This is a genomic window from Desulfosarcina ovata subsp. ovata (genome assembly GCF_009689005.1).
Lineage (GTDB): Bacteria > Desulfobacterota > Desulfobacteria > Desulfobacterales > Desulfosarcinaceae > Desulfosarcina > Desulfosarcina ovata.
The window spans coordinates 4388733-4404323 of record NZ_AP021879.1 but is presented as its reverse complement, the minus strand read 5'-3'; the positions used below and the strand labels follow the sequence as shown (position 1 = coordinate 4404323).

The window sequence follows — 15591 nt, the reverse complement described above, 5'->3', positions numbered from 1 at the left end:
TGGTCACGATTAGGGCCCCACTTTTCATCACCCGGCTAACGTCTTCACACTTTTATGACCAAGATTTGCTCCTCAGACAATTGTCATGACATAATCTCAATTATGTCTGACCGTGGACTCCCATCTCTTCCAGGCTTGAGAGGCTGTTTCGCTTTGTTTTGGTACGGCTACTGCTACACCAACCGAAGCTGAAAAGGGGCGGCCAGACGAATTTCCAGCCATTCATAATCCAACCAGGGGTTGGCTATGGTCTCGCGAATAAAGTGAATAAGGCCTCGCACGCCGGTATCTTTGACGACCTTGGCCAGCCGTTCCGAATAGCGAGCCAAAACGTTGAACATATGGCCCAGACGCATTAAATAGTGATATCCCTTCATGACATTCCAGTTATACGAAAAGCAGTGCTCATAGCGATATCCATGATGTTTTTCAACCAGGATACCGGTTTCGATGCCCCAGCGCGCGCGTGCGCCCAGATTGCACCGTTCGTGAAGATTAAACCGGTTCAACGGTTTGCTGGACAGCCACACGTGTCGGCTGCTTTTGTCCTCCAATTGCCCGGTTTGCGGGTTAACCTGTTGCCAGCGCTCTTGGCATTCGACGACGTGCAGGATTTGGCTTTTTTTATCGTTCGGACCAAACCGATAGTCGATACTGTTTACCCATTTGAACACCTGTTTTCTGTTGCCCCATCCCTGGCGGAAACGATTTTTTATCTCAAGTGCCGCAAGCGCTTCAAATTCACTCATCACGCTGGGAAGGGATTTGTCTTTCAGGACGATCATGAACTGCCATTTATTTTTGCGGCAAACCTCTACCACGGGACCCTTGGCGTAAAGCCCATCGATTAACACCATGATTTTCAGCGCCGGAAAGGCCGACTTCAGGCGTTGGGCCAATCGGTAAAAGGCTTTAAGCTCGCAGTCCTGTTTATCATTGGCGGTGTCGCCTTCGGTGTAGCTTAACATTTCACTCATCAACGGAATAGTCATGCCATCGCGAAACGCCAGATTGGCCTCTAAAATATAGACATGGTATTGAAGGTGCTCCCCATCCGCTTGCGTAACGGTGCGCTGCAAACACTCCTCGGCCCAAATCCAGTCACGCTTAAATTTGCCGGTGCCATCGATCGCGATCGGATAGCACTCGTCAATCAAATAGCGCCGAAATTTCTTTTTCCGGATCAATTGCCGGATCAACTCAAGATGCAACTGTTCGATTTGATTGACGTCGATCACCGCCAGTAACCGTTTGAGCGTGTCATGATGGGGCAAACTTTCAAGCTCTGGGAAGAAAAACTGCAGATTCTGCCAAAACAGCGGCCGGGACATCTCCCGGTTGGCCTCGCGACTAGAGCTCATCTGAAAAACAAACATCAGTATCCCATAGATCATCAGGGTCGACAGATTGTGCTTGATCTTTTTAGGATTTCTCGGGTCCTCGATTTTGGACAGTTGCTTAAGCAGCACAGGCATCTTGGCCCGAAAGATCCCTATTTTCTCGGCAACCGCCTCATTGCGGGCAGTGTACTCCTGCTCAATGCTTTCGTATTTACACTTGCCGTTTGAAATCGTGGCATGTGATGGCGCCTTAAAGCCCTTGGCCTTTTCATCCTGACGCAATTTTTTCTGTGCATGTTTGCGCTGTTTGATTTGGGCTTTGATCTGCTCACGACTGGGTCTGCGGCTGGTTTTTTTCATCCGTCAGCCCTCCCCTGAACATAACACTTGCCGAAAATTATCCGCCAGCGGATAAACAAAGATCTTTTTCGGACTGGTGGCGTAGCTTTGACCCTGTCGAATAAGCCCCATTCCGCGGGTCATGCCAAGATACCTAAAATTGGCCGCCCGGTAGCACGTCCCATCGAAATAGTGCGGATCGACAAAGGTTTCCAGCAAAACCGGCCGATAGCCCCAGCGCTCCTGCCAGTGCCGCCCCAACTCCCTGATCGCCTTGCCCAATGCGCAGCTTGCCAAGTACCTGACCTTTACCCACGGAAAAATCAAATACCGCCCATTGTTGACAACAAATCCCAGGTTCCGCAGTCGCTCGTTGGTGCTCCAGCCGATCCATTGATCTCTCTTGATTAGCGCTTTGGCCGCTCCTGAAAACAGCATACACCCCAATAGCGTGCCTGCGCCTTCGACAAAATAGCGCAAATAACATCCAAATGGCTTCTTGTCCCCCAAGTAGTGGTAACGGCTCAGGTATTCATTAAAAAGCGCCTTATCTGCTTTGCCTTGTACGACCCTGAGCCGGATCGGCCCGATATCCGAAAGCTTGCCCACGACTGGCTCTTGAGGCTGGATCCGATGGGATGCTATCGGCTGCTTGCCGCTTTTGCGGCCGCTATCGCGTTTAGCGGGCAATCGTATGCGCCCTTGCGCTTCCAAACGCTTGAGCAACTTCAGGCAGGCGTCCACTTTATTGCCGCCGGAAGCGGTGTGCCAGCCCAAATGCTCACATACCGTTTGGGCCAACTCCCACTGACTCAACCGCCAAAATGTCTCAACGGTTTCGCGAATTTGCGCAAGCTCCTCACTCTCAATCTGCCGTCCACACTGGACTATCAAAGCGACCTCCTTTTCAAGTGTAGCGTCACGACTATGATGCGTGCTTACAAACATCCTATGCTACCTCTACCAAAAGCCCGATCGCTTGTCTATAGCTATTTTGAGACAAACTTTTTTTGATGTCTGTCTATCTCGCTGGTATCAGTGGGTTTAAATAGTTATGCGTCAGTGCTGGGCTGGGCGCCGATCTCCATGTAGCGCCAGGCCGAAAGGTCGTAATCCGCCAGCTTGACGGTCCCGTGGTCGATGGCATTGAGCACCATGATGGCCACCGGCACCACGAAAAGGGTATCGGTGCATTTTTCTTCGGCAATGGTTTCGATGATATAGCGAGCATCGTTGAACTCCCGCAGGATGGTGCCGGTGGCTCCCGTGGCATAGAACGGCGCCCACAGAAACATGGTCCCGCTGTGGAACAGGGGCAGGAAGAAAAGGTAATTGTCGTTTTTCTCCACAAAATAGGACATGCCGTTGCCGATGGCCGTATTCTTCAATGAGAAATGGGTGTGCATGACCGGTTTGGGCTGGCCGGTGGTGCCGGACGTGAACATCATGGCCAGGTCGTGCTGATCGTCCACATCCACCATGGCATCGGACAGATCGTCATGGGCGGCCACGGTCTGATAGCCGATCATGTCCTCGGGAACGCCGTCGCCCACACAGATGCAGTGCCGGACGGAATCGAGCTTTTCCTGGATCGGCTGCACCACCTTCAGGAATTCAGAACCCAGAATAAACACCTGGGGCTTGCAGACCCCCGCCGCATAGAGCACATCGCTGCTTTCGAACCGGAAGTTCAGGGGCACCACAACGGCGCCCAGGCGAATGATGGCGTAGTAGGTGATCAGCCATTCCAACGAGTTGTTCTGCAGGTGCATGACATAACTGCCGTCCGTGACGCCGCACTTCCCGGCCAGGTAGTTGGCACAGCGGTTGATGGCATCGTTGAACGCTTTCCAGGTGAGCGTGCGACGCTCACCGGTGGAGGGCATGCGCTCGATCAGGCAGGTCTTGGTGGGAAGATGGCGGGCATGAATGGCGGCGTATTTGGAGTAGTTCACGGAAAACCTCCTGTTGGAAGATAGTTGTAGAACAATTTTTTCCATACTGCTCTAAACATCATCGTTGCGGCAGCAGGCGTTCGTTGTCAATTATAGGGATCATGCATCGGCCAGGCGCTCCTTGAGTTTGCGATGCAGGATTTTTCCCGTGGCCGTGCGCGGCATTTCATCGTTTTTGATAAAGACGACTTGCTTGGGCCGTTTATAGCTGGCCAGCTTTTCCCGGCAGCAGTCGTTGATCTCCTTTTCGCCGACGTCCTTCTCATCCATGCCCGCCTTGAGAGTGACTACGGCCACGATCTTCTCGCCCCACTTCTCATCGGGAAGGCCGATACAGGCACAGTCAAATACGCACTCATGACTGCCCACCACCTCTTCGACTTCGCTGGGGTAGACATTTTCTCCGCCGGTGATGATCATGTTGTCCTTGCGATCCACGATATAGTAGTACCCGTCCGCATCCCGCCGGCCCATGTCACCGGCGGAAAACCAGCCGTCATGAAAGGACTCGTCGGTCTTTTCGGGCAGTTTGTAGTATTCGTCGAACAGCATGGGGCCCCGGGAGTAGATCTCACCCACTTCGCCCACGGGCACTTCGTTGCCCGTATGGTCCAGGAGTTTGATCCATTCGGTGCCCAGGGCCTCGCGGCCGATGGAACCGGTCTTGGCCATCTGGTCCTCGGGTTTGAGCACGGTCACGCAGCCGGCCTCCGTGGAGCCATACCCTTCGTAGAGTTCGGCATTGGGGAAAAAGGCCATGATGTCGCGTTTCATTTTGCGCCTGACCGGCGCCGAGGAGCAGAGCAGTTTGCGGATGGAGCCGACATCCCGCCGGCGGTCGGCGTCATCCACGTTCAAAATCAGGTTGTAGTGGGTCGGAATCAGGGAGATGAAGGTGATCTTTTCCGCTTCGACGATTTCAAGCAGTTCCGGCGCCCGGAAGGCGAGCGCCGGATGAACATACACAGCGCCGCCCAGGTAGAGGAAGATAAACGTGTAGAATGTCGAGTTGATGTGGCAAAGGGGCATGATGTTCATGCAGTAATCGTGCTCGTTGAATCCCATCTCGAGGGCATTGATCAGATAAAAGGCGATGTGGGATTCGTGGGAACGGATCACCCCCTTGGGCTTGCCCGTGGTGCCGGACGTATAGATCAGGATCCAGGTGTCTTCGGGACGCACGGTGGCCTGCGGCTCATCGTCCGGACTGCCGGCAATGAACTTCTCATACTCGATATAGCCGCCGGCTTCGCCGCCCACGACCACATAATGGCCAGCGGCGATGTTGTTCAGCTCCTTTTTGATCGGATCGATGACCCCGGTGAACTGAGCCTCCACCACCATGGCCCGGGCATCGGAGTTGTTGACGATATAGACCACCTCGCGTCCCACCAGGCGGAAGTTGATCGGCACGATAATAATGCCGGTTTTGGCCGTGGCCAGGTAGAGTTCGATGATTTCGATGCCGTTGTCCATGAACGCGGCTACTTTGTCTCCCTTGGAAAGGCCCAGCCGCATGAGCCGATGGGCCAGCTGGTTGACGCGCCGGTTGGTTTGCGCATAGGTGAAGCGGCGCCGATGATCCGTCAGGGCCAATTTGTCGGCATATTTGCGTGCGTTGATCTTGAAATGCTGGCCCAGGTTCATCCAGTGTGCCATGGCTGTCCTCCTCTTTTGCTGTGTCCATCTGCGGCTGGACGCTTTCGGTTGCCGGTGCGGATCTGGATTCGCCTACCGGCGCGTTTCCAGGCGGAATTCGATCCCCTTGATCAATGAGCGCATGGTGTTGTTGTAAGGGGTCTGGACACCGGCCCGCGTGCCGTATTCCACAAATTTGCCGTTGATGTAATTGATCTCCGTTCTCCGGCTGGCTTCAATGTCCATCAGCATGGATGGCTTGTGGTTACCCGCGCTTTTCAGGTATTCCACGGCATACTGGTAGTAATCCCAGCCCAGAAAGATTTCGTTGCCCCGCGCCACTGCCAGGCACTCCTTTAACAACGCATCGACGACGCCAAAGGTCATCGGGTCTCCCATGGCCTGGGCCATGGTCAGGCCGGTGGCCGCGCAAACCGGGTTCATGGAGGCATTCATCACCGTTTTGCGCCACACCATGGGAACGATCCGGTCGGTGTGTTCGGTGGTCAGCCCGCTGGCGGTCAGGTCCCTGGCGATGTGAACGGCCGCATCAATGGATGCGGGGTCGAGTTCCTGGATGTAGTGGGGGGGGTGATGGAACGGCATGGTCACATGGGCCGGGCCCAGCAGGCCGCATCCCCAGTTCACCACGGCCCGCATCACCGGCGTTTTGCCGAGAACCTTGGCCAGTTCGTACTCGGTATCGATTCCGTTTTGCCAGCTGACGATATAAATGCCCTCCTTGTACAGATCGCCCAGGGCAGAGGAGATCAGCGGCAGGGCCTGGGCCTTGACACAGACGAAAATGGCGTCCGGGCCCGCGGCGATCAGCTCTTCGATCTGGTTGCAGGTCCGGGGAATCTTCTGCTCCAGGCGTTCCGCGCCCTCGATGATGATGCCCCGCTCCCTGGCCGGATCAACCAGTTCAGGGACGATGTCACACAGGGTGACCGTGTGTCCGCCGCGGGTGAGAAATGCGGCCACGATGCAGCCCACCGGTCCGGCGCCGATGATGCCATAATGCCAGGAATGATTTTTTTGCGATTTTCCCATGCCAACCTCTTCTCTTTGTTCGGGTCGATACTATTCAATAATGTCAAAGGTGTTTGCATCCAAAATGCGAATGCCCTTTTCCTGAAGCACGGCAATGGCCTTGTCGTTGTCGGAGAAGCGAAAAATCATCACCGCCTGCCCGGCCAATGTGCCACCGGTGTAAGCATACATAAATTCAATCCGGATGCCGGACTGCATCATCGGCAGCATGACATTGGCCAGGCTGCCCGGCTTATCGGGAATTTCCGTGGCCACCACCTCATTGACAAAAGCGGGAACGCTCATTTCCATCAGTATCCGCCGGGCTTTGGCAACGTCGGATAAAAGCAGGCGAAGCTGGCCGAAGGCGCCCGTGTCCACCAGGTTCAGGGCGCGCAGGTTGATCCCCGCATCGCTCATCGCCCGGATGACATTGTAGAGGCGGTTTGGAGAGTTCTCGATTGAAATAACGATCTGTTTCAGTTTCATGAAAACTCCTCTCGTGATGTGTTTTGGAAGCGGGACTTCTCAATTTGAGTGCTCGTGAATGACATTTATTTAAAATCTGGCAATAATATTAAATAAAAAAAAGATTTGACAGAATTAAATAAGGATTTTATAAAAATTAGCATAATTAAGATAAAATGAATGGTCAATATTTTTTTTAGTGCTTTCTATCGATGGAGGGCAAAACATGGAAAAACAGATCCTTTCAGGAAATGAGGCCGTCGCTCTGGGCGCCTTTCAGGCCGGCGTCAAGATGGCCAGCGCCTACCCGGGCACGCCGAGCACGGAAATTCTGCAGAATTTCGCAACCTATGACGGGGTTTATGCCGAGTGGGCGCCCAACGAAAAGGTGGCTCTGGAAGTGGCCATCGGATCGGCCATGACCGGGGTCCGGACGCTGTTCACCACCAAGCACGTCGGGTTGAACGTGGCCGCCGATCCGCTGATGACCCTCGCCTATACGGGGATTCCCGGGGGGCTGTTGATGGTCTGCGCGGACGATCCGGGCATGCACAGTTCCCAGAATGAGCAGGACAACCGCTATTATGCGCGTTTCGCCAAGATTCCCATGCTCGAGCCCAGTGACAGCCAGGAAGCCAAAGCCATGGTGGAGGCGGGATTGCTGCTCTCCGAGCAGCACGACACGCCCACCCTGCTGCGCATGACCACACGGGTCTGCCATGCCAAGGGGATCGTTGCCGTGGATGCGCAAAACCAAGCGGCCATTCCGAAAGCCGAGGGGTTCACGCGAGACCTCAAGAAATTCGTCATGATTCCGGCCTTCGCCAAGCAGCGGCATCCGCTGGTCCTCGAACGGGAAGCCCGGCTGGCCGAAGTGACCGAGGCGAGTCCCTTTAACCGCATCGAATGGAATGATTTGTCCATCGGTGTCATCACCAGCGGGATCGCCTACCAGTACGTCAAGGAGATCCTGCCCGATGCCTCGGTGCTCAAACTGGGTATGACCTTTCCCTTGCCCAAAAAAATGATCCAGGCCTTTGCCGCCAAAGTGGATCGGCTTTTTGTGGTCGAGGAACTGGAGCCCTACATCGAAGAGGAAATCCGCATCATGGGGCTCGCCGTTGAAGGCAAGGTTTTTTTTCCGCGACTGGATGAACTGTCGCCGGATGCCGTGGCCGCCGGATTCGCCAAAGCCGGCGTGCTGCCCTTTGATTTGCCGCCAGCGGCGGAAAAGGCACCGGGCAGCGAGATGCCCCGTCCGCCGCTGCTCTGCGCCGGATGTCCTCACCGGGGCCTGTTCTACGCCCTGAACAAGATGAAGGCCATCGTGCACAGCGACATCGGCTGTTACACCCTGAGCGTTTTGCCGCCGCTGCAAAGCATCGACTCCACCCTGTGCATGGGGGCCAGCATCAGCATGGCCCACGGCACGGCCAAGGCCATGGCCCAGGCCGGCCTGGAAGACAAACGCCCGGTGTTCGCCGCCATCGGGGACTCCACTTTCTTTCACTCCGGCATCACCAGCCTGCTGGATGTGATCTACAACCGGGGCAACGTGAACGTGATTATCATGGACAACCGCATCACGGCCATGACCGGTGGCCAGCAGAATCCGGGTACCGGGCGGACCCTTCAGATGGAGGAGACCATTGCCGTCGATATTATCGAACTGGTCAAGGCGCTGGGGGTCCAGCGGGCCCGGGAAATCGACCCCTTTGACCTGCAAGGCACCCTGGCGGCGCTCAAGGAAGAGATCGATCATGACGGGCCGTCCGTGCTGGTGACCAAGCGCCCGTGCATCCAGCTGTTCCGTCAGGATCCCAAGGCCGTGCGCGTCGTGGATACGGATGCCTGCATCGGCTGCAAGATGTGTCTGAAACTGGGCTGCCCGTCCATTTCCCAGGGCGCTATCATTCCGGATGAGGAGGGTAAGAAAGAGCGTCGCTATTCATCCATCGATGCCGCCACCTGCTACGGTTGCGCCCTTTGTGAGCAGGTTTGCAAACAAAACGCCATTTCCGTGGTGGCCGGGTAATCACTGAAAAGGACAGGAGACGATCAATGACGCGTGACAAGACAAAGACAACCAATGTGCTGGTGGTGGGAACCGGTGGCCAGGGCGTGATCACGGCCAGTGAAATTTTGTCCGATGTGGCCATGCTCAGCGGATTCGACACAAAGAAAAGTGAAATCCACGGCATGTCCCAGCGCGGCGGGGTGGTGACCAGCCATGTGCGCTACAGCGAAACCGTGTATTCGCCCATGATCATGGAGGGCGAGGCGGATATTCTGCTCTCCTTCGAACTGGCCGAGACGGTGCGCTGGCTGCATTTCCTACAACCGGACGGGCGTGTGATCAGCAACCGTCAGCGCATCATCCCACCGGCCATTTATGCGGGCATGGGCAGTTATCCCGAAGATGCGGAAAACGTGATCCGCCAGCGCACCACCGATCCCATCTTTGTGGATGCCTTGCCCCTGGCCGAGACCCTTGGCAATCCCAGGCTGGTCAATACCATTTTGCTCGGAATCGCCTCGACCCTTCTGGATCTTCCCCTCGATCAGTGGACGGCGGTCATCGCCAGACGGGTTCCGGCAACGTTCAAGGCGCTAAATCTGGAAGCATTCGAAAAAGGACGGGGCATCCAATGACACGATCCGAATTTGGGGCGGATTATGCGTCTTTCAATTTTACCGGCAGGCTGTAGGAGTTTTTGATTGTCGAGAGGACAATAGAGGATTTGAAATTCTGAATTCCAGGAATGGCGGCCAGCTTCTTCATGGCAAATTCAGAGTAACTTTTAATATCGCCCAGCACGACCTTGAGGATGAAGTCGTCTTCACCGGAGACCTGATGACACTCCAGGACTTCGTCCAGGGCCAGCAGGCGTTCCCGGAACCGGTCGATGGACTCGAGTTCATGCGCCGCCAGGGAGATGGAGACGATGGCCATCACTTCGAGGCCGACCTTTTCCCGATCCAATACTGCCGCATACTGGGAGATCACCCCGGCGGATTCCAGGCGGCGGACCCGTTCCAGCATGGCCGGCGGTGAAATGCCGATCGTCGCGGCGAGCTTGGCATTGGTGATGCGGCCGTTGGTTTGCAGGATTTCAAGAATCTTTTTGTCAATTTCATCTATTTTCATGGGGGACTCGATGCGGTTGGTCCGTTGCGGATGATCCACTGGCAAAAGTGAAGAACCTGGGCCGGGCTGTCTTCCGTTCTGGCTAATGAATTTATTATATTCTGATATTTTGAAAGATACTCTTATTAAATAAGTTTTATCCTGACAAGAAAAAAATATTATAAGGGAGGGCAGCCATGGAAATCGCAATCGTTGGTGCGGGTGTCTTGGGATCGATCTTTGGCAGTCTTTTTTCGCAAAACGGATTCGACGTTACCCTGGTCGAGGTGCTCAAGGAACGGGTGCGCCTGATTGACCGGGAGGGGCTGTGGATGCAATGGCCCGATGGCGATCGGACCCACGCGCGCATGGCGATTACATCGGATGTGAATGCGGTGGGCGTCAAAGACGTGGTGATGGTGGCGGTCAAGGGCTACCATACCCGTTCGGCCATCGAAAGCGCCCGGCCCATGATCGGCGACAAGACCCTTGTGCTGTCGGTGCAAAACGGCCTGGGCAACCTGGAGGCGATTGCCGATGTGGTGGGCCCCGAGCGGGTGATCGGCGGTATCACGGCCCACTCCGGCATGCCGGTGAGCATGAACGAGGTGAAATATGTGGGCGGACTGGGGCCGCTTCTGGTCATCGGCCCTTACGACAGCGTCAGCCGGCCGGGGTTTGAGCGAATGGTCAGCGCGTTCCAGAAGGTCGGCCTGGATGTGCATACCACCCCGGATATCAACCAGGTCATCTGGAAAAAACTGATCGCCAATGTCTCCACCAATGTGGTGGCGGCGCTCACCGGCCTGACCGGCGGCTCGGCCGTCAAGCATGCCCCGACGGTGAAGGTCATCGAGGCCTTGAGCCGGGAACTGGCCCAGGTGGCCCGCGCCAAGGGCATCGACATCCCGGAACTGGACGATCCGCCGGCCTTTGCGCTGAGCGCCTTTGCTTCCACCAAGGACAACCGGGTCAGCATGCTGCAGGACGTGGAGGCCGGGCGACCCACCGAGATCGGCAACCTGAACGAAATCATTGTCTCGGAAGGCAATCGGCTCAACATTTCGACGCCGTTCAACGAAGCGGTTTCCCTGTTGATCCGTGGCGTCGAGGAGCGCAACCGGCAAAAGCTCTCCGTAGTCGAATCGGCCAGCGAACCCAATGCGGTGCGCAACGCGATCAAAGCCGAGGACCTGGACGCCCTGCGCCAGGCCCTGGAAACATCGCCCCTGGCCCGTGCCCTGTCGATCCACTTCACGGAATTCGAGCCCGGCCGGGCCACCGCCAAGCTGCCCGGCACGCCGCAACTGCCCAATTTCCTCGGCTACACCCATACAGGGGCGCTGTTCACCCTGGCGGAGCAGACCATGGCAGCCGTTGCCAACTCCCTGGGGCATGTGGGTCTGCCTTTGAATTGCGATATCGAAATTCTGAACGCCGCGGACCCGGCCAAAGACGTCACGGCGTCGGCCCGGGTGATCGACACCCAGGGCCGCATTGCCCGGGTGCAGGTGGAGTTGACCCAGGACGATCAGCCGGTGGCCAAGGTGGCGGAGATGGTCTTTTTACGCAATTAAGGAAATATAATATGCTGATCACCGAGATCTTATCCCGCAACGCCAGCCAATATGGCGCGGAAGTGGCCCTGATCGAAAGGGATCCCGCCGGGCACTCGCGCCGGGAAATTACTTGGGCGGCTTTTGACCGGCAGGCCAACCAGGTGGCTCGCGCCCTGATCAAGCGGGGCGTCCGCAAAGGGGACAGGGTGGTCCACCTGATGATGAACAGCCTGGAATGGCTGCCGGTTTACTTCGGTATCCTGCGCACCGGTGCCTGGGTGGTGCCCCTCAATTTCAGGTTCAGCGCGGAAGATATCGAATACTGCACCACCCTTGCCGAGGCCACCGTCCTCATCTTCGGGGACGAGTTTGCCGAGCGGGTCGCGCGGGTCAAAAAAGCGCTCGATCGATGTGTCGAAACCTACATCTTCGTCGGACCCGACGCCGGACGGCCCGACAATGCCGAGAGCTATGCCGCAGTTCTTTCCAGCGGTGAGGATACCGACCCCGGCGTGGCCATCGACAGTGGCGACAGCGCGGCCCTCTACTTTACTTCCGGCACGACCGGCCGTCCCAAGGCGGTGCATCTGACCCACCGCAATCTCGAATTTGCCTGCCAGGTAGAAAACCGGCATCACCACCAGACCCACGACGACAATTTTCTCTGCATTCCGCCGCTCTATCACACCGGGGCCAAAATGCACTGGTTCGGCAACTTTCTGGTTGGTGCCAAAGCGGTCATCCTGAAGAGCTTTCAGCCCGTCGACATTCTCCAGGCGGTATCCGAGGAAAACGCCACCATCGTCTGGCTGCTGGTGCCCTGGGCCCATGATATCCTGATCGCCATTGAAACCGGGCAGATCAATTTGGTGGACTACGACCTGTCCCGCTGGCGGTTGATGCATATCGGTGCCCAGCCGGTGCCACCGGCGCTGATCAACCGATGGAAAACGGTGTTTCCCCACCACGACTACGATACCAACTACGGATTGACCGAATGCACCGGACCGGGGTGCGTCCACCTGGGGATCGAAAATACGCACAAAGTCGGAGCCATCGGTGTGCCGGGGTTTGGCTGGTCGTGCATGATCGTTGACTTCGATGCCTGGATCAACCAGGGGCGGCTGGCACCGGCGCCGCCCGGGGCCACCGGCGAACTGGCCGTTCGCGGAGACGGCGTCATGAAGGAGTACTATAAAAACCCCGAGGCCAGCGAAGCGACGATCAAGGACGGATGGCTGCTGACCGGCGACATCGCCCGCCAGGATGAAGACGGCTTCATCTGGCTGGTCGACCGGGCCAAGGATGTCATCATTACCGGGGGTGAGAACATTTTTCCCGCGGAGATCGAGAGCTTCATCATGGACCATCCCAAGGTGCAGGATGTCGCCGTGATCGGTTATCCGGACGACCGCCTGGGAGAGATCGCCTTGGCCATCGTGAAGGTAAAACCGGCGCAAACCCTGACCGAAGCCGAATTCATGCAGTTCTGTGGCGGGTTGCCGCGCTATACCCGGCCACGCAAGGTGATCTTCGCCGATGTTCCACGAAGTCCCACCGGCAAGATCGAGAAACCGAAACTGAGAAAAATGTATACGGGGCATGCGGGCGTTCTCGGCAACAATCGACTTCTCATGCCCTAGGCAGAAGAGTTCGACAATTTGAATTGACATCCGCATAAATCAATGCCTACTTGGCGAAGCCATGTACATTCGAACCATCAAACGCAAAAACAAGGACGGATCGGTTGTCGAATATGTCCAGCTGGCCCATAATGTCCGGCATCCCGAAAAACGGTATCCAAAAGCCGAGGTCATTTACTCTTTCGGCCGGAGAGACCAGTTGGATCTCGCTGCACTGCGGCGATTGGTAAAAAGCGTCAGCCGCTTTTTTGACCCTGAAGAGAAAACCGATCCCCACGCGACGCCCGCCCCTGGGTCGGCCATCACCTTTGTCCGCAGCCGACCTGCCGGCGGAGCGTATCTTTTGCGGGCCCTGTGGAACCGTTTGGAGATCACCGGGTGCCTGTGTGAAGCGGCAAAGTCGCGCGTTCTCTCCCCTTCCGTTTCCATCGCCCTGTTTGCCCTGGTTGCCCGCCGCACCCTTGACCCGTTTTCGCCTGTGCCTATCCGGCAGTGGGCTTCGCAGGATGTCTTTCTTGGTGAAGAAATCGCCTTCCAGCAGCGCCATCTTGATCGGGTCAGGGAACTGCTGACCACGCATACCGGTAACATTCAAGCGGCGGTCCGGCAATCCGCCACCCGCCTGTGGGACCTGAACCTCGACCGGGAGGCTGGCGATTGCACGGATGCCCGAGGTGCAACCGGTGACTCAGACCCGGATACGCCGCTACTGGCCGACTGGCTGTCGCTCTTGCTGCGGCAGGTGGCCGAAGTGAACACCGGCATGCCATGGCCAGGCATCCGGTGTGCCATGCAACGGCTCCAACTGGGCGAGTTCCTTGATGCCGGCGAGCGTGTCTGTCGCTTCACGGAGCTCACCCGGATTCAACGCAACATCCTCGATAAACTCGAAATCGATTTCCCTCAACAGACCCCCGCAGTCAATTTGCCGGCCTGATTCCCCGTCCTTTGGGTTTTCGTTCAGCCATGGTTTCGGGGATTAGTATCATTAAGCTTTTGTAGGCACTACGCCGAATATCGTTAAGTCCAAATCCGTTCCCATGGGGTATCCATTCGGAGTTATCCGGCCCCATGCGTTATCTTATTTGAATCCGTTGATCGTGTCGTGGCCAATTCATAGCGGGCCGCCCCGTAACCCCAGAAAATGTAATAACTATTTTAATTAAAGATATATTGTTGCGTATTTCAGAACGTCGGGAGCGATTTTGGACCATTGTCCCGGGGGGATTCCGGTGCTGGGGGGCCGGTAGGGGCCATCCGGCGCTGAATCGATGCCGGGTTGACCTTTTTGCTCTATTTCGTAGGCACTACGCAAAATTTTATTAAGCGAATAAAGGCTTAATATATAAAATGATTTTCCTGTGGGTGGGCTCCAGGCAAGCCCTAACACGCTAAAATAATTTGCGCTTTTTGAAATAAATATGCTACCAGCCCTCAATTTTATTTTGCACTGTTTTTTTCAGCGTTGCCGCTTTTTCACCGCTGATATCCGGCAGGGTGAATTTGGCCGGATTACAACCTGTTGAAATTAAATGAAAAAGTAAAGAGGATGCTGCCATGAGCATGAATTTCAGCCCCATCACGATCACGCCTAATTTTTTTCAGTTGGGAACCCCGTTTTTTCCGATGTATCTGTCCATTGGCGAGGATGCCATGCTGATCGAAGGGGGCATCAGCGCCACATTCGATATCGTGGTCGAGCAGATCAAACGCATCGGCATCGATCCGCAGCGGATCAAGTATGTGGCCCTGACCCATACGCATACCGATCATATCGGTGCCTTGCCGCGCCTGAAAATGCTCTGGCCCCACCTGAAAACCATTGCAAGCCCCCTGGCGGCCAAAATTCTAAGCAATGGCAAACTGCTCAAGCAGTTCAAGGGGGTGGACAGCAGCATCAGTAAGATCATGCAGTCCAAGGAAGAGATTGCGGCGTTGCCCCAGGATTTGGAAGCTTACGATTTCAGCGCCGATATTGTCGCCCGGGACGGGGATCGTTTCGATCTGGGAAACGGCATTGCCTGGACCACCCACGCCATCCCCGGCCATTCGGCCTGTCAGATTGCCTACCACGAAGAACGGGAAGGGAACCTGGCCATTGGGGATGCCACCGGATTCTACAACCCCGAGGAGAAGGTTTTCTGGCCCAACTATTTCGAGTCGCTGCCCAATTACGTTAATAGTATTAAGAAACTGGCCGCCCTGCAGGCCAACCGGGTGGCGTTGAGCCACAACGGTGTAATCGAAGACCGGACCAACGATTTCTTCAGTCAGGCCCTGGCGGCGGCAGAGGCTTATCATCAGGAGATGGTGACGCGCACGGCCAACGGTGAAGATCCCCAGGCGATTGCCCTGGAAAAGGCCAAATGGGTTCAAACCATTGCCGATCACATGCCTTTCAACGTCATGACCGCGCTTTGCGAAATGCTGATCAATCTTTCGCGAAAGGAAAACGAAGCGGTCAGCTTCACACTGCAATAACGGGGCGAT

Annotated in this window: 14 protein-coding genes; 6 read left to right on the top strand and 8 right to left on the bottom strand. The window is 56.0% G+C overall.

The window, feature by feature from the left end:
- Nucleotides 1-173: 173 nt before the first annotated feature.
- The 6 genes from GN112_RS19460 to GN112_RS19435 all read right to left on the bottom strand — a co-directional run bounded on the left by GN112_RS19460 (nt 174) and on the right by GN112_RS19435 (nt 6793).
- A complete protein-coding gene (locus tag GN112_RS19460) occupies nt 174-1700 on the bottom strand; it encodes a transposase family protein (RefSeq protein WP_155311552.1) in 1527 nt (508 codons plus the stop codon).
- Between the two features lie 3 nt (nt 1701-1703).
- A complete protein-coding gene (locus GN112_RS19455) occupies nt 1704-2573 on the bottom strand; it encodes a Druantia anti-phage system protein DruA (RefSeq protein WP_162458872.1) in 870 nt (289 codons plus the stop codon).
- 158 nt (nt 2574-2731) lie between these two features.
- Nucleotides 2732-3634 (bottom strand): AMP-binding protein, encoded by a 903-nt coding sequence (locus GN112_RS19450; RefSeq protein ID WP_231717069.1) that lies wholly within the window; start codon nt 3632-3634, stop codon nt 2732-2734.
- Nucleotides 3635-3733: 99 nt separating this feature from the next.
- On the bottom strand, nt 3734-5293 hold the full coding sequence (locus GN112_RS19445; protein ID WP_155311742.1) for a class I adenylate-forming enzyme family protein: 1560 nt from the start codon (nt 5291-5293) through the stop codon (nt 3734-3736).
- Nucleotides 5294-5365: 72 nt separating this feature from the next.
- Nucleotides 5366-6325: a ketopantoate reductase family protein gene (locus tag GN112_RS19440; protein ID WP_155311741.1), complete on the bottom strand. Its 960-nt coding sequence runs from the start codon at nt 6323-6325 to the stop codon at nt 5366-5368.
- A 30-nt stretch (nt 6326-6355) separates the two neighbouring features.
- A complete protein-coding gene (locus GN112_RS19435; RefSeq protein WP_155311740.1) occupies nt 6356-6793 on the bottom strand; it encodes an amino acid-binding protein in 438 nt (145 codons plus the stop codon).
- Between the two features lie 205 nt (nt 6794-6998).
- On the opposite strand from GN112_RS19435, the gene iorA reads away from it, so the two are divergent.
- Together iorA and GN112_RS19425 are read left to right on the top strand one after the other, a co-directional pair.
- Nucleotides 6999-8807 carry an indolepyruvate ferredoxin oxidoreductase subunit alpha gene (gene iorA, locus GN112_RS19430; protein ID WP_155311739.1) on the top strand — a complete coding sequence of 603 codons (1809 nt, stop codon included), beginning with the start codon at nt 6999-7001 and terminating at the stop codon, nt 8805-8807.
- 26 nt (nt 8808-8833) lie between these two features.
- Nucleotides 8834-9424: an indolepyruvate oxidoreductase subunit beta gene (locus tag GN112_RS19425; RefSeq protein ID WP_155311738.1), complete on the top strand. Its 591-nt coding sequence runs from the start codon at nt 8834-8836 to the stop codon at nt 9422-9424.
- A 22-nt stretch (nt 9425-9446) separates the two neighbouring features.
- Here GN112_RS19425 and GN112_RS19420 read toward each other — a convergent pair whose 3' ends face one another.
- Entirely contained in the window at nt 9447-9920 is a 474-nt protein-coding gene (locus GN112_RS19420) for an Lrp/AsnC family transcriptional regulator (RefSeq protein ID WP_155311737.1), read from the bottom strand.
- A 176-nt stretch (nt 9921-10096) separates the two neighbouring features.
- Between GN112_RS19420 and GN112_RS19415 the strand changes: the two genes are divergently transcribed.
- The 3 genes from GN112_RS19415 (at nt 10097) to GN112_RS19405 (ending at nt 14038) form a co-directional block, all read left to right on the top strand.
- Nucleotides 10097-11476 (top strand): 2-dehydropantoate 2-reductase, encoded by a 1380-nt coding sequence (locus tag GN112_RS19415; RefSeq protein WP_155311736.1) that lies wholly within the window; start codon nt 10097-10099, stop codon nt 11474-11476.
- 11 nt (nt 11477-11487) lie between these two features.
- Nucleotides 11488-13101: an AMP-binding protein gene (locus tag GN112_RS19410; protein ID WP_155311735.1), complete on the top strand. Its 1614-nt coding sequence runs from the start codon at nt 11488-11490 to the stop codon at nt 13099-13101.
- Between the two features lie 61 nt (nt 13102-13162).
- Nucleotides 13163-14038, top strand: coding sequence for an IS1634 family transposase N-terminal domain-related protein (locus GN112_RS19405; protein WP_155311734.1), 876 nt, complete (start codon nt 13163-13165; stop codon nt 14036-14038).
- Nucleotides 14039-14525: 487 nt separating this feature from the next.
- Here the strand turns inward: GN112_RS19405 and GN112_RS19400 are convergent, their stop codons facing one another.
- On the bottom strand, nt 14526-14681 hold the full coding sequence (locus GN112_RS19400; protein ID WP_155311733.1) for a hypothetical protein: 156 nt from the start codon (nt 14679-14681) through the stop codon (nt 14526-14528).
- Between GN112_RS19400 and GN112_RS19395 the strand changes: the two genes are divergently transcribed.
- Nucleotides 14659-15582, top strand: a complete 924-nt coding sequence (locus tag GN112_RS19395; protein ID WP_155311732.1) for an MBL fold metallo-hydrolase — start codon at nt 14659-14661, stop codon at nt 15580-15582. The genes GN112_RS19400 and GN112_RS19395 overlap by 23 nt on opposite strands.
- Nucleotides 15583-15591 lie beyond the last annotated feature (9 nt).